At 43.9% G+C, this 16,797-nt stretch carries 19 protein-coding genes; 5 read left to right on the top strand and 14 right to left on the bottom strand.

The window, feature by feature from the left end:
* Window positions 1-78 precede the first annotated feature (78 nt).
* The 4 genes from BM008_RS10170 to hisF all read right to left on the bottom strand — a co-directional run bounded on the left by BM008_RS10170 (window position 79) and on the right by hisF (window position 2,599).
* Window positions 79-390, bottom strand: a complete 312-nt coding sequence (locus BM008_RS10170; protein WP_091936635.1) for a DUF8060 family membrane protein — start codon at window positions 388-390, stop codon at window positions 79-81.
* Window positions 387-1,358, bottom strand: coding sequence for a DUF7490 domain-containing protein (locus BM008_RS10165; RefSeq protein WP_091936633.1), 972 nt, complete (start codon window positions 1,356-1,358; stop codon window positions 387-389). Before BM008_RS10165 ends, BM008_RS10170 begins: the two co-directional genes overlap by 4 nt.
* Before the next feature lie 102 nt (window positions 1,359-1,460).
* Window positions 1,461-1,748: a MazG nucleotide pyrophosphohydrolase domain-containing protein gene (locus BM008_RS10160; protein ID WP_091936631.1), complete on the bottom strand. Its 288-nt coding sequence runs from the start codon at window positions 1,746-1,748 to the stop codon at window positions 1,461-1,463.
* A gap of 29 nt (window positions 1,749-1,777) precedes the next feature.
* Window positions 1,778-2,599, bottom strand: coding sequence for an imidazole glycerol phosphate synthase subunit HisF (hisF, locus tag BM008_RS10155; RefSeq protein ID WP_091936629.1), 822 nt, complete (start codon window positions 2,597-2,599; stop codon window positions 1,778-1,780).
* Between the two features lie 164 nt (window positions 2,600-2,763).
* Here hisF and BM008_RS10150 point away from each other — a divergent pair, with 164 nt between their 5' ends.
* A complete protein-coding gene (locus BM008_RS10150; RefSeq protein WP_091936627.1) occupies window positions 2,764-3,090 on the top strand; it encodes a hypothetical protein in 327 nt (108 codons plus the stop codon).
* A 22-nt stretch (window positions 3,091-3,112) separates the two neighbouring features.
* Here the strand turns inward: BM008_RS10150 and BM008_RS10145 are convergent, their stop codons facing one another.
* From BM008_RS10145 to BM008_RS10115, 7 genes are all read right to left on the bottom strand, one after another.
* Window positions 3,113-3,538, bottom strand: coding sequence for a hypothetical protein (locus tag BM008_RS10145; protein ID WP_091936625.1), 426 nt, complete (start codon window positions 3,536-3,538; stop codon window positions 3,113-3,115).
* A 44-nt stretch (window positions 3,539-3,582) separates the two neighbouring features.
* Window positions 3,583-3,996 (bottom strand): hypothetical protein, encoded by a 414-nt coding sequence (locus tag BM008_RS10140; protein WP_091936623.1) that lies wholly within the window; start codon window positions 3,994-3,996, stop codon window positions 3,583-3,585.
* Between the two features lie 156 nt (window positions 3,997-4,152).
* Window positions 4,153-4,860, bottom strand: a complete 708-nt coding sequence (locus BM008_RS10135; RefSeq protein ID WP_091936621.1) for a DUF1614 domain-containing protein — start codon at window positions 4,858-4,860, stop codon at window positions 4,153-4,155.
* 81 nt (window positions 4,861-4,941) lie between these two features.
* Window positions 4,942-5,424, bottom strand: coding sequence for a bifunctional nuclease family protein (locus BM008_RS10130; protein ID WP_177188040.1), 483 nt, complete (start codon window positions 5,422-5,424; stop codon window positions 4,942-4,944).
* 44 nt (window positions 5,425-5,468) lie between these two features.
* Window positions 5,469-9,101, bottom strand: coding sequence for a hydantoinase B/oxoprolinase family protein (locus tag BM008_RS10125; protein ID WP_091936618.1), 3,633 nt, complete (start codon window positions 9,099-9,101; stop codon window positions 5,469-5,471).
* Between the two features lie 87 nt (window positions 9,102-9,188).
* Window positions 9,189-9,857, bottom strand: a complete 669-nt coding sequence (locus BM008_RS10120; RefSeq protein ID WP_091936616.1) for a protein-L-isoaspartate O-methyltransferase — start codon at window positions 9,855-9,857, stop codon at window positions 9,189-9,191.
* Window positions 9,827-10,432, bottom strand: coding sequence for an HVO_0476 family zinc finger protein (locus BM008_RS10115; protein ID WP_245748004.1), 606 nt, complete (start codon window positions 10,430-10,432; stop codon window positions 9,827-9,829). The genes BM008_RS10120 and BM008_RS10115 overlap by 31 nt, the downstream gene beginning before the upstream one ends.
* A 269-nt stretch (window positions 10,433-10,701) precedes the next feature.
* On the opposite strand from BM008_RS10115, the gene BM008_RS10110 reads away from it, so the two are divergent.
* The 4 genes from BM008_RS10110 to BM008_RS10095 all read left to right on the top strand — a co-directional run bounded on the left by BM008_RS10110 (window position 10,702) and on the right by BM008_RS10095 (window position 14,850).
* Entirely contained in the window at window positions 10,702-13,002 is a 2,301-nt protein-coding gene (locus BM008_RS10110) for a PAS domain S-box protein (RefSeq protein WP_091936613.1), read from the top strand.
* Window positions 13,003-13,162: 160 nt separating this feature from the next.
* The gene (locus tag BM008_RS10105; protein WP_091936611.1) at window positions 13,163-13,993 is read left to right on the top strand and encodes a hypothetical protein; all 831 of its coding nucleotides are present in this window, start codon (window positions 13,163-13,165) and stop codon (window positions 13,991-13,993) included.
* Window positions 13,994-14,042: 49 nt separating this feature from the next.
* Window positions 14,043-14,318: a hypothetical protein gene (locus BM008_RS10100; protein ID WP_091936609.1), complete on the top strand. Its 276-nt coding sequence runs from the start codon at window positions 14,043-14,045 to the stop codon at window positions 14,316-14,318.
* A 1-nt stretch (window position 14,319) separates the two neighbouring features.
* On the top strand, window positions 14,320-14,850 hold the full coding sequence (locus BM008_RS10095; protein WP_091936607.1) for a winged helix-turn-helix transcriptional regulator: 531 nt from the start codon (window positions 14,320-14,322) through the stop codon (window positions 14,848-14,850).
* Between the two features lie 18 nt (window positions 14,851-14,868).
* Here the strand turns inward: BM008_RS10095 and BM008_RS10090 are convergent, their stop codons facing one another.
* From BM008_RS10090 to BM008_RS10080, 3 genes are all read right to left on the bottom strand, one after another.
* Window positions 14,869-15,345 (bottom strand): GNAT family N-acetyltransferase, encoded by a 477-nt coding sequence (locus BM008_RS10090; protein ID WP_091936605.1) that lies wholly within the window; start codon window positions 15,343-15,345, stop codon window positions 14,869-14,871.
* 126 nt (window positions 15,346-15,471) lie between these two features.
* The gene (gene speB / locus BM008_RS10085; protein ID WP_091936603.1) at window positions 15,472-16,341 is read right to left on the bottom strand and encodes an agmatinase; all 870 of its coding nucleotides are present in this window, start codon (window positions 16,339-16,341) and stop codon (window positions 15,472-15,474) included.
* Between the two features lie 43 nt (window positions 16,342-16,384).
* Window positions 16,385-16,768, bottom strand: a complete 384-nt coding sequence (locus tag BM008_RS10080; protein WP_091936601.1) for a translation initiation factor IF-5A — start codon at window positions 16,766-16,768, stop codon at window positions 16,385-16,387.
* Window positions 16,769-16,797 lie beyond the last annotated feature (29 nt).

The following is a 16,797-nucleotide window of genomic DNA, read 5'->3' as shown; positions in this document are numbered from 1 at the left end:
TATTGGGTTGGTAGGAAAAGATCGATATTGTGAAAAAAGTGAGGATAAAAATGGAAAAAGGAAAATGGAAAAGATGGATCACTTCTTTTCCTTAACCAACAGATATCTCTTGAGGATGAACAGTCCGATTCCTATCACAAACAGGTAGTACACTGACCTGAAGATAGGTCTGTACTGGTATTCGAACCATGTAGTTATTATGTTATCAACAGAGAAGTATAACTGTAGCGTCGAAAGAGCAATTATGATGCCCACAAGCAGAAGCATTCCGCTTCTGAAATAATCCTCGTTGGTCCTTTCCTTCTTCTCTTTCTCCGACTTTGCGTCCACTTTTGGAGGGACAGTGACCTGTTCATCTTTCGTTTCTCCGATGTCCTTCTCATCGTTCATTGTGCTCTCCTCCTTATGATGTATAGTGCTGTTATCAGTGATGTTGCCGTGAATATTGCTGTGAATCCCGGACTTTCTTCTGCTGCTGTTTCTTCAGCATAATCGTCATATGCCCAGTCAAAGTCATCCTCTACAACAAAGTCTGCTGTATCTACATTCTTGTTCTGTACCATCTGGTCCCTGTCAATTACTTTCTCAGGGTTCAGTTGCACATAATCCTCGCCTGTCTGGACAACGGTATTGCCATCCCATATGCTGACCTCCACAACGTAATTGTAGTTGTCAGGTACAGTGAGGTTGACACTTCTGATGATGGTATCCTCAGGCTGTATCTCACCAGAACTTGTCCATTCCTTGTCTGCAATGAGCCTTGCATCCATTTCCCTGGCCTTTACGAGTATGCGGTAATCTTCAGTGGTCTCCACACCCTCGTTCTTGAGATAGATATCATTCTCGATCACAATTCCATTGGAACTTGCTTCCCTTGCTATGAAATCGATGCCTTCTATCTGGATCCCTGTTTCCTGCTGGTCGGTTGGAAGATTCTCTAAGCCGGAAAGCGTCATCCAGAGGTCATAGCCCATCTCTCCATCATTGATAATGGTGGCACTTATACGATAACTGCCGCTCTTTGGAAGATGTATTGTCTGGCTTACGGTCTTTGTCTCATCGCTCTTTATAGGTCCGATATCTGCTTCCTGTTTCAGTTCAAGCAGTCCGGTCTGTTGGTTGAAGACCTTCAGCATAACCGTTGCATTATCGTCGCTGTCAGCTCCCCAGTTCTCTACATATGTTGTCACATTGAACCACGCATAGGTGCTTTTGACACTTTCTGATGCTATTTCAATGTCCCTTATTCCCATGTGTGCTTCCTGTTCCTCGAACTCCCGCAGACATCCGCTGGATACTGTAGAGCACAGGATGAAAAGAACTACCAGGAAAGAATAGATAGTACGTCTATGTATCATTATATCCCCGAACAAATAGAAGTGAGGATATTATATATACATTATGAATTAATTTGTATATACACAAATTTAGTGAACAGAGTATAATTAGTGAATTGAAATTTAATCCGTACAGATGCACGGATTCTTTTTGCAGGTTGGACACATGTCAGGATACTTTTCCAGAAAAGCAGCTTCAAGGTCTATATCATAGAGATTTGCAATGGCGCCTATCCAGGCAAAACAATCAGCAAGTTCCTCTCTGAGATTTTCCATGTCCTCCCTGCGGACAGCTTCTGCAAGTTCACCGATCTCTTCCACAAGCCAGAGGGTAGTGGCTGCTGCACCTCTCCTTCTGTCATTGTGGGCATAGAGGTCATACATCCTTTTCTGGAATTCAGATATTTCCATGTTCTTACTTCCTCTGGAATTGTTGATGATCAGAGTCTTACAGGAATGTCTTTCTCTCTGAGATGTTCCTTGACATCCTTCACGGTGTACTCACCAAAGTGGAATATGCTTGCTGCAAGTGCTGCATCGGCCTTTCCGTTTGTGAACCCTTCGAACATGTGTTCGGGATTGCCTACGCCACCTGATGCGATGATAGGTATCTCAAGTTCCTCTGAGAGCCTCTTTGTGATAGGGATGTCAAAACCGTCATAGGTTCCGTCCCTGTCCATACTGGTGAGCAGTATCTCGCCGGAACCAAGTTCTTCGACCTTCTTTGCCCACTGAACGGCATCTAATCCTGTTGGCTGCCTGCCACCGTAGATAACGACCTCATACCATGCAGGTGTTCCGTCCTCAAGTTCAAGGATCGTCTTGTCAGGATTGTTCTCTACATCGAAGTTCCTTTTACAATCGATCGCTGTAACGATACACTGGGCACCAAATATCTCTGATGATTCTTTAATAAGATCTGGATTCTTGACAGCAGCAGTGTTTATGGAAACCTTGTCTGCACCTGCTCTGAGTATTTGGCGTATGTCCTCGATGGAGTTGATCCCGCCACCAACGGTTAGAGGGATGAAAACCTCATCAGCAGTCCTTTCAATGACCTTTACCATTGTCCCCCTGCCCTCATGGGATGCTGTTATGTCAAGGAATACAAGTTCATCTGCACCCTGTTCGTTATACTGTTTGGCAAGTTCCACAGGGTCCCCTGCCTTTCTCAGGTCTACGAATTCTATTCCCTTGACAACAGTTCCGCCTTCTTCATCAAGCGTAACATCAAGACATGGTATGATCCTTTTTGTGAGCATGTGATATTGTCCCTTTCACTGCATTTGATTATCTGATCTGCAAGGCTAGCTGGCAGATGGTAGTTTGATAAGAAGATATCGAGTTTTTATTTAATACTTGTTGTGGGGACAAGTGATAATGCGTTTAAAAACTGAGATTAAAATATAACAAATGAGGTTTTAGCTTGAACAACACAAAAAGGATACCTGAGAAACTCTGGCTTTATGTAATGGGATCCTTTATCATCCTGCTCTATCTCTTTTTTTTGTTCTCTTACCCTGCTCCGGATGCTGAAGGCCTTGTAACAACTCTTTTTGTGGCGCTCATATATCTGGTGTTTATCTCAGGGTTGATAACTCTCTGGCTGATGGCTGTGCATCAAATGTGGTACTCTGACAGCACCGTTTTGAAGGTCCTGGCTGTTGTCGTTGGTGGATTGCCTGCTGTGCTGGTTGTTATTTTCATCCAGTTTGTTCATGAGAATGTAATTCTGGAAAGAAAAGTGAGTTAAAGAGTTCCAAAAATGTTTGTCATCATCTATATTTCAAATCAATTATTTCTATTGGAAACTCTATACTTTTATTATGCAGTTCTAACGATATACTGGTCGAGATTCCTGGTTCAAAATCCGTGGAAAATTCATATTCCTCTAAAGTTAATATATACGCGTATTCTGATGGGGAGTGGAATATCTCTGCTTCTCCTCTAAAAGGGTTAAGCCATTTAATTACAAGGCTGAGAGGTTTTTTAACCTCTATTGTTTCTCCTGGCCCAAGTTTATAATATTCCTGCCATGAATATTCATCATTATAACTGGAAATACTGATATTGATCTCGTGTGTATGATCGTCAGCATTGGTGATGGTGTAAAAAGGCTCTATGCTTGGAAATGCGAAATATATCAGTACAATTATCACATAAATTATTGGAATGATATCCATCCTGTCCTTTTCGATCAATCTCTCACCTGAGGGTTTGTTATGAGTCCGGTCGTTAGTATCTTTCAGGAACTTCGGAGTATCTGGTAATCCCCGCTTTCATTGGTCAGTTCGAATTCAATACAGGTGGAAAGACAGGGAGTGATGTAGATGAATTTCTCTTTTTCCTCGGATGTGATATGATATTCGTAGTCCATGGCAGAATAGAAAATATCTCCTTCTTTGAAGGGGTTGAACCATTTCAACATCAATCCATACGGTTTTTCCAGTTGGGCAGATCCTCCCGGTTCAAGTTGATAGGACTCGTGTTTGAAGTATTCTCCATCATTCCCACTGATAACGATGCTCACACTATGTGAATACTGGTCATTGTTAGTTATGGTGTAGAAAGGCCCTGCTGATGCCAAAGTGATAACTACTCCAAGTATAAGGGTAAGGCCAATTGCTGCATATAGTTTCGTTTTTTTGGATAAGTTCATTTTTCTGCCACCATGTAGTCCTTGATATATACTACAATGGCAAGTGTTAAAATAATTTTCAATTTCTTTATTTTTATTTAAATTGTTGAAAATGCATTGCCAGAATTCGCATATTTTCTGATTTATGCAGATTTGATCTTTGATGCAAGTTCCAGCTCATACCAACAAAACCGCAATAACCCCTGCCAGAAAAACCCCATCGAAAGTCCCTGCGCCTCCAATACTCACAACAGGAGCACCCAGTTTTGTAATGGCTCTCATGTTAAGCAGGTCGGCTCCTATCAGGGTGCCCAGGGTGCCACTGGTATAGGCTACGGCGAAGATAAGGTCGTGATGTACCTGGGTCGTGTAGACAACGATGATCGAGCAAATGGCAGCAGCTATAGGAGGGAGAAGTGCAGGGGATACGATGCCCACACCTTTGACCGGTCTGGCAACAGCCTTCGTGATAAGTGCAACCATGAAAGTGGCGTAGAGTGCATAGACAGCAGCCTCAGGAAAGAGACTTAGCAGGTAGAGGGAAACTATTGTCGGGATAAGTGCTCCGCCTACATTGATGGCCACCGTTGTTTTAGTTATGTGTGTCTTCTTGAAAGGAACTCTGTATGAAACTCCAAAGACCTTCACATACTTGTGGTCCTCTATCGGTACCTTTGACTCGATAGTTCTCAAGGGCACATTGATATTGCTCCCTATAAGTGAGGCAAGGAGCAGAATGAGTGCATCGTTCCATGAGAAGCCGATCTTTGCAAAGGCAGTGCTGACAAAGCCGAAGAAAAGCACTGATATGCTGAATGCCAGCACAAAAGTGAGTATCAGCGTAAAGATGAAATTAAAAGGATTGTAAAATATCCGATGCCTCATAGAGTAAAGTCCTGAATCTCTCTATATTACTTTTTTGGGTCAAAGTTGCGCAGAAAACTCAATGGAACATGAATGCCATGTTCATGTAAAGCCTGTGATAGCTTTGGAGCCCATGAAATTCTCCTTGCTTATCGCATCACCTTTGAAGACATCTTCACTGATAAGTATCGAGGCATTGTTCCTCAGGGCAATAGCGATACAATCACTTGGTCTGGCATCGAAATCCATGCTGGTACCTTCCCTCTTCAAAGTGATCCGTGCATAGTAGATATTATCCACTTTATCATCTATCAGAACCCTGTCCACCTTGGCTCCAAGCCTTTCAAGCATGGAGACCACAAGGTCATGTGTCATCGGTCTTGGCATGGTCTCGTTCTTCAGAACCGAATTTATTGAAAGGGCTTCTGACTGACCAATATGTATGGGCATCATCATTCCCTCGTCATCCTCAAGCATCACCGCAGGCACAGCCCTTCCGAAGATGTTGATCATGAACACACCTTTAACAGTGACTTCCTTGATATTATTCCCCGGGTCTATATTCTCGTCTACAGGATCTTCCATTCTTTATAGCCTCTATCTCGTCCACAGATGCTTTGGTGAAAGCATTACTTAACACTTTTTGTTTTATTTTTATCAGGGATGCCAAATCCGCCTGCTCCGGGGGTCTCTACAACGAACATTTCCCCTGCATCTATCTCTACAAGCGCCCTTCCTTCAAGCTCCTCAACATTTCCGTCAGTTCTTACAATGTAATTGTGTCCGGTCTTTCCATCCTCTCCGCCGTTCAAACCTTTTGGAGCGAACTTCCTGTGGCTGGAAATAATAGCAGCTCTCATCGGTTTCAGGAACCGTATCTTACGCACGACCCCGCTGCCTCCGGTATAAGCACCTTTGCCACCACTACCTTTTCTGACAGAGAACTCCTCAAGTCTCACAGGGAATCTCCATTCCAGAACCTCCGGGTCGGTTATCCTTGAATTTGTCATATGGGTCTGCACAGCATCGGTACCAGCAAAACCATTGCCTGCACCAGAACCACCACAGATGGTCTCATAATACTGGAATTCCTCATCTCCGAATGTGAAGTTGTTCATGGTTCCCTGAGACCCAGCCATAACTCCCAGCGCTCCGAAAAGAGCATCAACTATGTATTGCGAGGTCTCAACATTCCCTGCCACAACAGCAGCAGGATATTCCGGGTCGAGTATACTTCTTTTGGGTATAGTTATCTCAAGGGGTTGCAGGCATCCTTCATTGAGTGGTATGTCCTTATCCACAAGTGATCTGAACACATACAGCACAGCAGCTTTGCAGACCGCCACAGGAGCGTTCAGGTTTCCAGAATGTTGTTCCGATGTTCCGGTGAAGTCTACATGTGCTGTTCTTCTTTCACGGTCAATGCTGACCTTTACATGGATAATAGTCCCATCATCGAAGGAAAGTGAGTATTCCCCATCTTTCAGAACCTCTATAACCCTTCTAACGGACTCTTCCGCATTGTCCATAACATGCTTCATATAAGCCTGAACAGTTTCCATGCTAAAGTGTTCGACAAGTTTCCTTAGTTCTGTAACGCCTTTCTCATTGGCAGCTACCTGTGCCTTTAGATCAGCAATGTTCTGGAAAGGATTTCGTGCGGGATACTTACCAGAGCTTAACCACTTAGAAACATCCTCTTCAAGGAACTTTCCTCCGGAAATTATCTTTTGCCCGCTGGTCAGCGCCCCTTCTTCCTCTATATGCCTGCTCTCAGGGGGGATCGATCCCGGTGTTACCCCGCCGATATCTGCATGATGTCCTCTGGATGCAACATAGAATGCGACCTTCTCTTCATGGAAAACAGGAGTGATAACTGTAATGTCCGGTAGATGTGTTCCACCCTCGAATGGAGAATTGAGCATGAATACATCTCCCTCTTCCATATACGGGAATTTTCTGATGATGGCCCTTACACTCTCCCCCATGGACCCAAGATGAACAGGGATGTGGGGTGCGTTGGCAATGAGATCTCCTTCACGGTCGAAAAGAGCACATGAGAAGTCAAGTCTCTCCTTGATATTAACAGAATAAGCTGTATTCTGGAGAGTATGTCCCATCTGCTGTGCAATGGACATGAACCTGTTATTGAATATCTCAAGCATCACAGGATCAGCTTCAGTACCTATCGATTCCCTCTTTGGCAATGGTACTATTCTTTCAAGGACAAGTTCCCGCTCATTAGTGATCTCTGCCTGCCATCCAGGTTCGATATTGATTGTAGTATTTGCTTCAACAATTATTGCAGATCCACTTATCTTCCTTCCAGCTAATGTTTCCCTTTTGAGAACAGGGGTCCTGTGGAACTCTCCACAGGTGAAGACAGTTGTATCCGGCAGTTCACCAGCCACAACTTTCGAATTCTCTGCCATGCTGAAATGGTGCATCTCTTCACCAGAACCTATGATCTCTGTAGATATTGCCTCGATGACAAGTTCCTTGTTCTCCATGATGAAACCAAAACGATTTTTGTGCTCGATCTCGAAATCTTCTCTGATCTCATTTTCATCCCCAAGGTCAACAATGATGGAGGTCCCGGCATCCCTATACTTTACATGGACCTTATGCAGTGCACTTATCTCCTTCTCTGGCACACCCTGTACAAGCATCTCTTGGCGACCGCTCTTTTCCATTTCAACCGCAATATCCCTTAGTTCTGGAACAAGTTCTTTTCCGAGCTTCTTCTCTACAGCAGATTCTTTCATTATACGCTGGTCAGCAAGTCCCATTCCGTATGCAGAAAGCACTCCTGCCAGCGGATGTATCAGTATCTTCTTTATGCTCAGGGAATCTGCAACACCACAGGCATGTTGTGCTCCTGCCCCGCCAAAACAGCAAAGCACGTATTCCTTGGTATCATATCCACGCTGGATGGATATCTTTTTGATAGCATTGGCCATGTTCTCGATGGCTATCTTCAGAAATCCCTCAGCAACCTGCTCAGCACTGTGCTTTTCTCCTGTGGAAGTGCTTACTTCCTCCGCAAGTATTGAGAATCTCTCCTTGACAACATCAGCATCCAGTGGCATATCTGCGCTGTGTCCGAAAACATGCGGGAAATATTGTGGGTCTATTTTCCCAAGCATCAGGTTACAATCAGTGATAGTGAGTGGTCCACCCTTGCGATAACATGCAGGTCCGGGGTCAGAACCGGCAGAATCAGGTCCCACTGTGAATCTCCCCGCCTCAAAATGAAGTATCGATCCGCCACCAGCAGCTACCGTATGAATGTAAAGCATAGGTGAGCGCAGGTGAACTCCTGCGATCTCTGTCTCGAAGCTTCTCTCATATTCGCCACTATAATGGGCCACATCGGTGGAAGTTCCTCCCATATCGAAGGTTACCACTTTATCAAAACCAGCCATCTTCGAGGTTTCCACAGCTCCTACGATCCCACCGGCAGGGCCTGAGAGGATACAGTCCTTGCCCCGGAACTGTGTAGCTTCAACCAGCCCTCCGTTGGACTGCATGAACATGAGCTTTGTATTTCCTCCGCCTGCTTCAAGGGTGGCTGCTATCATATCGATATATCTTCGCAGCACGGGAGACAGATAGGCATCCACAACGGTTGTCTCACCGCTGCTTATCAGTTTCATCAGAGGGCTTGCTTCATGAGAAAGGGATATCTGGGTAAATCCGATCTCCTCTGCTATTCTGCGAACTTGAAGCTCATGCTCTGGATAACGATAGGCGTGCATCAGTACGATCGCAATAGAACGTATCCCCTTTGAATAGATAATCTCAAGTTCCTTTCGGGCGCTCTCTCTATCCAGTGAAACCAGTTCTTCTCCCTGCGCACTGTAACGTTCCTCTATCTCAATGACCTCATCGTATAGCAGGTCCGGAAGTTCGATGTTCAGGGCAAATATGTCAGGCCGGTTCTGGTAGCCGATTCTCAGTGCATCCTTGAACCCTTTTGTGATGACAAGCGCAGTTGGTTCACCTTTGCGTTCAAGCAGTGCATTGGTACCAACAGTCGTTCCCATCTTTATAGAGGATATGATATCAGTGGGAAGTACGTCCTCAGGCTCAATTCCCAGTATCTTTCTTATCCCGTGCATTGCAGCATCGGTATAATGTTCAGGGTCAACCGACAGGAGCTTGTGGGCAAGCAGTTGTCCGTCAGGTTTGCGGGCAACTATATCGGTAAATGTGCCTCCCCTGTCTATCCAGAATTGCCATTTCTCATCTTTTGAGGACATCGTTCTTTCACGCCATGAATAGGTCAATATAAGATATGCTACGCTCAATGTCCATAATATTAAAAGTAGTTTCGCAGTTGGCAGCCTTTACTTTTTTCCCCTCTTGCTGTCGTATGGGTTGAAACCATGATGCCCTACCAGCGGGACAAATATAACGCCTCCCCAGTCCTGCTTTGTGACCTCACCATCAGGGGATTTTCTAATGATATACAGGCGCTGATAGCCTTCCCCTTCGGGAATGACCATGATGCCACCGGGTTTCAGTTGTTCGATAAGTGGATGTGGTGTGTCCGGTGCTGATGCTGTAACACATATCCTGTCATAAGGTGCATTGTCAGGCCAGCCAAGGGAACCGTCCCCAAGTATAACCTCTACGTTGGAGTATCCGGCATTTTCCAGATTCTCATGTGCAAATACCGCCAGTTTTTCAAGGCGTTCAATAGAATAGATCTGCCCCTTCTTCCCGATGATCTCTGCCATAACTGCTGCATTGTAGCCAGAGCCGGCACCGATCTCAAGTATCTTTTGTCCTTCCTTCAGTTCAAGGAGGTCACACATCATGGCAACCATATGAGGGGCTGATATGGTCTGAGCATGACCTATGGGCAGTGGACTGTCCACATAGGCCCTTGATGCGTGTATAGAAGGTACGAACAGATGTCTGGGTACCTTCTTCATTGCTTTAAGGGTTCTTTCACTTACCCCTTGTTCTGCTAGTGATCTGATCAGAAGCGTCCTTTCCCTTTCATACTCCATTGGGTTCTTCCATCTCCCCATCCCTTACTGACGATCTCTTCTGCGAATATCCTTTTGATGAACTTTGCAGGAACAGCAATACCTGTTCGAGATTCAAGGCTCCCATCCCTTATCTTGATCTTCTTTATCCTTACTTTTGTCCTGTCAATGTTCTCTTCTTTGCCTATAATGAACTCATACCCGCCGGGTACTCTCTTATGAAGGGCATCCGTATTCTTGCCATGGTGGACCGCTACTTTTACAACAACTTCATCAATAGCCCTGCCCCATATCGTATCGATCTCTGAGGCATTTGCTATTTCCGGCCTCTTATCTCCAGCCTCTATTGCTGTGACAAGGATCGGGAACACTTCATCAGATTCTCCGTCATCAACGATGATCTCATCTTCAATGGTCACATCATCTTCTGATGCCAACTGTGTGTATTTCGTAAAGGATTCCTCTCCTTTACTGATAATTACCTTAACATTGAAAGTCTTCGTTTTTTCTATCTTTGCAGGGTGGACATTTCCACATTCCTGGCACTGAACGACAGTATTCTGTCCTGATTTCAGAACATCATGCAGTACACTCATTTTTGGTGAGCATGATGGACATACTACTTCAATTTCATCGTACATATTCTCATTTGTGTCATTGTCTGGAGTAGGTAAATAATTATCTGTGTTCAGGTGATTTTTAAGTTCTCTCCCTGAACACAATGAAAAACTTAATCTACTCTATCTGTAATATTTTCTGTGAGTATGTAGAATTGTTAAATAAGTATCAATTGCATTTTTATATATGATGCAGATATAAAATATACTATCTCTTTAGATTCAATTAATGTGGGAATGATCATTCATTGGGACCAGTAGTATTTGTAGCTAAGAACGGGTCTGGTAACAAAAGCCTGTTCAACAGTATGATCGAGAACGATCTCGATGTGGTAGAGGTCACTCCATGTACTTCTGTCCTGACAATGCTTGAGACAACAATACCGGACATAATTGTGATCGATGAGGATATCAATGACCCGGAGGCCTATAGGGTATGTCAGCAGATCAAGTTCTCCGAAAAATATCATTTCATACCAGTGATCTTCATCGGTGTTTCCTCTTTTTCCGGTGACCATAAATTGAGACTGATCGGGTCAGGAGCCGATGACTATTTTGAAGGGCCGTTCGATAATACTTCAATAGTCACTTATTTGAATGCTCATCTGGAAAAGAGACGCAATTTCCCCTGGATGATCGATAAGCATAACAAGCTTAAAGAAGAAGTTGAAAAGAATGGGTCAATTGAACCTACATGTCTGGATCCTGAAGATGAGGAACTTTTCAAAGCGACTTTTCAGCAATCTGCAGTAGGTATCGCTCAAATGACATTGGAAGGTAATTTCCAGAAGGTCAACGAACGTTTTTGTGAAATAGTTGGCTATACAAGGGAAGAGCTGCTTTCAATGAATTTTCTGGACATTACATACCCTGATCGCAGTGGAGCTGAATCTAAAATGGTAAATAAGCTCCTGGAAGGGGAGCTCGATTCATTTGAGATCGAAAAGAGATATATCCACAAAAAGGGCCATCTTGTCTGGGTCAAGTTATATACAAGTGTATCCAGAGATGGATCAGGGAATATAACAAGTGCTTTTGCTATAGTGGCTGATATTTCCAAACAAAAGAAGGCAGAATCATTGCTCTATGAAAGTGAGTCCATCTTCAGGATAATGTATGAGTCAAGTGGTATTGGTATTGTCAGAATGTCCTTTAACGACAAAGTGATCGAACAGGCCAATGGGGCATTTTGTAAAATGCTCGGGTACACCGAGGACGAGCTCATAGGTAAGCATCTTCGTGATATAAGCTATTTTGAAGATCTTCCTGCTAATATCGATCAGCAGAACCAGTTAATTGCAGGGGAGATAAGTTCTATCCAGATGGAAAAGAGGTATCTTCACAAAGATGGTTCTCCGGTATGGGCATTGCTTAATTCTAATATAATATTTGATGAACAGGGCACTCCTCTGTACTATGTGGGCAATATCCTGGATATCACGGAGATCAAGAGGTCGCAGAAACTCCTGAAGGAAAGTGAAGCTAAATACCGTAAATATGTGGATAATTCCCCATATCCCATCTTTGTAGCAAATTCCACTGGCAGATTCATTGATTCAAATCCTGCAGCCTCTTATGTTATGGGTTACACCAAAGAGGAAATTGCATCGATGTCCATCCCTGATATCTGCGCCCCGGAATCTGTAGATAAGGCAGTGAATCATTTCAATAAAGTGAAAAGCGGGGAGCTTGCATTCGATGAGTTCCTTTTTATGAAGAAGGATGGGACCCGGTTCTATATGCAGGTTGAAGCTGTGAAGCTCGACGAGGATACTTTCCTTGGGATATGTGTAGATACAACTGAGCGTAAACAGACCGAAAAGATGCTGGTACAGGCAAAATTGCTGGCAGAGGATGCCTCTAAATCAAAGAGCGAGTTCGTTGCGAACATCAGTCATGAACTGCGCACACCCCTGAACATTGTGATAGGTTACTCTGATGTCCTGTTGAGTGATATGTCAGGTGAGCTCAATGAGAAACAGAGGAAATATGCAAATAATGTTAAGAATGCAGGTTCCAATCTTCTGGAAATAGTGAATTCACTGATATATATTGCAGAGATCGAGGCAGGTGACTGGGATATCCATCTCTCCAAATTTGATATGCTACCTGTGATAGAGGATATGAAGAAGCTTACAAGGGCCACCGCATTTAAAAAAGGTGTATCTCTCGATTTTGATGTAGGGTACGATATCGATGGGACCATTGCGGATAAATCCAAGTTCATGATACTTCTTCATCATATCATAGGTAACTCCATAAAGTTCACTCCCAGCGGTGGTTCAATAAAGGTCAGGATCGAGCGTTCAGGTACTTACGTGCTTGTAACAGTTACAGATACCGGTATTGGTATTCCTGAAGAGAAACAGGAACAGTTGTTCGATCCCTTCGTCCAGCTTGACTGGTCACATGCCCGGAGCTATAGTGGTATGGGTATCGGCCTGGCTCTGGTCAAAGAGCTTATTGACATGCATGGTGGCAAGATCTTTCTGGAGAGCAGGGTAGGTGAAGGTACTACGATAAGTTTTACGATCCCTCAGGACAGATAGTTATTTTTCAGTTACATTGATCTGTATTTCTTTTTTTATCTCTCCAATTGTTCGAAGTGTGTATTAATATTCGATGGCTGTACCAGAATCGTTAATATAGACCAGCCCAATTTTTATTTAACACGTTTTTCTTTCCGGAAGAGAAAATTGGAGGTTTGGTATGAAATATAAAATGTTTAAGAATATTTTAGTGCTTCTGATCGGAATGGCACTTGTACTTGTATCCGGGTGTGCCGACACATCATATTCAGAGGACACACCTGATGAGCAGGTGCAGGAGGAAGCAGCTGATATGGTAGATATGGATGCACAAGAGCCTGTGGATATGATGGATGATACTATGGCAGAGGATACTGACGAAGGATCAGATGCTATAATTGACCCGGCAGATTTCACAGATCCGGTTGGAAATCCATATTTCCCACTGGAAGCAGGTACAACCTTTATCCTTGAGGGTGAATCCGATGGCGAGGATATCAGGGTGGAGATGTATGTCACCGATCAGACAAAGGAGATAATGGGTGTAACGACCATGGTCATCAGGGAAAGAGAGTGGGAAGATGGTGAACTAGTGGAAGATACATTCGACTGGTATGCCAATGATAACGAAGGCAATGTCTGGTATTTCGGTGAGGATTCCAAAGAGTATGATGACGGTGAGCTGGTAGGCACAGCAGGCTCATGGGAAGCTGGTGTTGATGGAGCAGAACCTGGTATCCTGATGAAAGCAGACCCGCAGATAGGTGATGTCTATCAGCAGGAATACTATGAAGGTGAAGCTGAGGACATGGCTGAAGTATTGAGCCTTGATGCGTCTGTAACGGTGGAATACGGTTCATTCGATAACTGTCTCCAGACAAAGGAGTGGACACCACTTGAACCGGGAATAGAGGAACACAAGTATTATGCCAGCGGCGTTGGTCTCCTCAAAGAGGAATCAGTGACCGAAGGTGATGAGATGCTGGAACTTGTGGATATCACAACTGAGTGAGAGGAAGCAGATCTTCCTTTCTCATCTTTTCAGGAGGTGACTTACTTATATGGAAATGGAAATCGATAATGTGATAGTCCTGATTTCAAGTGTCCTGGCATTTGTCCTTTTCACTATATCCCTCGCTTCATATCTGAGGGAGCGCAGAAGAAAATTGTTATTGGTCACTGCTGCATTCTTTGCTTATTTCTTAATGGGTTTCCTGGATTCCACAGAGTCATTTTTCCCATCTATAGGAGATAGTCTTGAAGTGTGGGGAAGTATCCTCAATTTTGTAGTATTGCTGTTGTTCTTCTTTGCCATGATGACAAAAGAGAAGGTCTGAAATGGAATTTGAGCTTGAGGGCCGGAAAAGGATATTTGAAACTATCCAGAGTTCACCCGGGATCCACCTGCGTGAACTTGAACGCGTTCTTGGTATGGCTGTAGGGAACCTGCAGTATCATCTTCACTACATGGAGAAGAAGAACCTGATATACTCAATTAAGGATGAGCAGTTCATCCGCTATTTTGTCAGGGACAAAGAACTGAGTGCAGATGAGCGCATGATACTTTCATTCCTGAGGAAAAAGGCCTGCAGGCATATTCTTATAATTCTCATGGAAGCCCCCGGGGCTAACAACAAGGCAATTTCATCAAGTGTAGGTCTTTCACCTTCCACAGTTTCATGGCATCTTAATAAAATGGTAGCATCAGGTGTCGTCAGCAGGGTGGTCCATGGCAGAGAGAGCAATTTTAATGTTCCTGATCCGGAAACTGCTGCAGGGCTGATGATACGCTACAAAGGCAGCTTTTTTGACAGGCTTCTCGATAACTTCATCGAGATGTGGGACCTTGGATCACAAAAGGACAAATGACAAAAGGCCGGATGATGTTCAGATGATCTTTCTCATCACAATAGCATCTGAATTGTTATCGTCATGGAAGAATCCGGATATCGTCTGTATACGTTCGAAACCATTCTTCTCATAGATCCTTCTTGCAGCGGTCCAGTTCTCAGAAACGATCAGTATAATGCTATTGATCCCGTAGTTGTAGATCATCTTTTTTTCCAGTTCTGAGACCAGTATCTTGCCATATCCGCTTCCACGGTATTCTTCAAGTATTCCAATAGATGAAATGTAAAGCTCTGAACCGTTACTTCTGTGAGTGTCCATAATGCTGTGTTCGAGCTGGAACTGTCTTACATCGATGTCTTCTGAATATTCCCAGAGTTCCGAGGAAATGTAGCCGATCACCCTTCCATTGACCATCAATACCAGAAAGCCATCTGGAAATACTTCGGTCCTTTCAAGAAAGGTTTCCCTGCTCTCTGCTATGTTCTCGTGGAATGAACTATTTTCGATAAGCATTATGGCTTCGATATCCTTCCTTTCAGCATTCCTGATCGATATTTCCAGAAGACCACCGGCATATTAAGAATTAGAAAATGAAGTGCAGCAGATATCTGATATTATCTGCAGTAGTTAAAAATAAGGTTATCTCTCACTTGCAGCATGTGCTGCGATGAACTCCCTGAGAAGTTTCGTTCCAAGCAGTGCGCTTATGCCGTTGTCGTATTCCGGAGCTATCTCAACAACATCGAAACCAACGGATATCGGGGCTAATGCACGTATGATCTCACGGACATCGATATCTGTAAGTCCGAAAGGTTCGGGTGTGCCAAGGCCGGGTGCATATGCGGGATCAAGAGCATCCATATCAAGTGACAGGTATATCTTTTTGCATCCAAGGTATTCCTTAACCTCAGCAATTACCTGCTTGATGCCCATTTCACGTACATCGTCGGAAGTGTAGTATTTGAGGCCGTTCTCCTTTGCGTAGACCCATTCTTCCTTTGGTCCGCTTCGAACGCCTATGGTAACGTAAGTGTCAGTAATATCATCCCGGACATGTCTGGAAACGCATGCATGGCTGTTCCTGATACCTCCGTATTCCTCACGAAGATCGAAATGTGCATCCATAACAACGAATCCGATATCTTCGTCTGCTTCTTCTGCACATGCTTTCACGCATGGGTAAGTGAGTGAGTGCTCTCCGCCAAGCATGATCGGTATCTTACCATCCCTTGCTATAGGCTTAACAGCAAGGTGAAGTTCTTCCAGTGTTTCATCTACGGAAGAATATGGTTCAAGGTTGCCGGCATCATGTATGAGCAGGTCCTCAAAATCGATATCAAAGAACTCATTATATGTCTCAAAGTTTGCAGAGGCTTTCCTCATAGCATCAGGGGCCCAGCGGCTTCCCGGTCTGTAGGAAGAGGTTGCATCAAAAGGAACACCGAATATAACATACCTTGCAGCATCATAATCTGCCAGGGCATCCATCATATCAGGTTTGTAGAACATAAATTTAATAATGAAAAATAAGAAGAAAAGGTTTGAGGTCCGATCATCTAAGATCGAACTTCATCTTGCCCATTGCGGTGAGGTAGGATACCTCTTCACCCTCAACGATCCTGTCCTTGTACTCTTCAGGGACCTTCATTTCGAAGGTTGAGAAGTCGCCCATATCCATGAGCTGTGCAACATCGCCAGCAAGTGAAAGTACCTGTGCGTTCTTTCTCTCGACAACTGGTACGTAGGTCTTATCGGAAACTGGTCCGATGATGGATCTCTTCTGTCCGTCAAAAAGTCCTATTACATCGATCCTTGCTTTTGCTGAACCGTGTTTTCCTGGCTTTGATTTGGATATACTCTTAATGGTACAGGGTTCATCATCTACAATGACGTACTTACCCTCTTTAAGTTCTTTAATTTCAACTTGTATTTTCACTTAAAATCCTCCATAATCGTAACAATTAT

The organism is Methanolobus profundi (assembly GCF_900114835.1).
GTDB lineage: Archaea > Halobacteriota > Methanosarcinia > Methanosarcinales > Methanosarcinaceae > Methanolobus > Methanolobus profundi.
Note: the sequence above shows the minus strand (reverse complement) of the source record. Positions and strands in the feature narration are given on the sequence as shown.

Bases quoted from the DNA above. Each gene is read 5' to 3' on its own strand.
- hisF (WP_091936629.1), bottom strand. From the start codon at position 2,599: ATGCTCACAAAAAGGATCATACCATGTCTTGATGTTACGCTTGATGAA.
- BM008_RS10160 (WP_091936631.1), bottom strand. From the start codon at position 1,748: ATGGAAATATCTGAATTCCAGAAAAGGATGTATGACCTCTATGCCCAC.
- BM008_RS10130 (WP_177188040.1), bottom strand. From the start codon at position 5,424: ATGGAAGATCCTGTAGACGAGAATATAGACCCGGGGAATAATATCAAG.
- speB (WP_091936603.1), bottom strand. From the start codon at position 16,341: ATGTTCTACAAACCTGATATGATGGATGCCCTGGCAGATTATGATGCT.
- BM008_RS10100 (WP_091936609.1), top strand. From the start codon at position 14,043: ATGGAAATGGAAATCGATAATGTGATAGTCCTGATTTCAAGTGTCCTG.
- BM008_RS10135 (WP_091936621.1), bottom strand. From the start codon at position 4,860: ATGAGGCATCGGATATTTTACAATCCTTTTAATTTCATCTTTACGCTG.
- BM008_RS10140 (WP_091936623.1), bottom strand. From the start codon at position 3,996: ATGAACTTATCCAAAAAAACGAAACTATATGCAGCAATTGGCCTTACC.
- BM008_RS10170 (WP_091936635.1), bottom strand. From the start codon at position 390: ATGAACGATGAGAAGGACATCGGAGAAACGAAAGATGAACAGGTCACT.
- BM008_RS10095 (WP_091936607.1), top strand. From the start codon at position 14,320: ATGGAATTTGAGCTTGAGGGCCGGAAAAGGATATTTGAAACTATCCAG.
- BM008_RS10125 (WP_091936618.1), bottom strand. From the start codon at position 9,101: ATGTCCTCAAAAGATGAGAAATGGCAATTCTGGATAGACAGGGGAGGC.
- BM008_RS10090 (WP_091936605.1), bottom strand. From the start codon at position 15,345: ATGCTTATCGAAAATAGTTCATTCCACGAGAACATAGCAGAGAGCAGG.
- BM008_RS10165 (WP_091936633.1), bottom strand. From the start codon at position 1,358: ATGATACATAGACGTACTATCTATTCTTTCCTGGTAGTTCTTTTCATC.
- BM008_RS10120 (WP_091936616.1), bottom strand. From the start codon at position 9,857: ATGGAGTATGAAAGGGAAAGGACGCTTCTGATCAGATCACTAGCAGAA.
- BM008_RS10115 (WP_245748004.1), bottom strand. From the start codon at position 10,432: ATGAGTGTACTGCATGATGTTCTGAAATCAGGACAGAATACTGTCGTT.
- BM008_RS10105 (WP_091936611.1), top strand. From the start codon at position 13,163: ATGAAATATAAAATGTTTAAGAATATTTTAGTGCTTCTGATCGGAATG.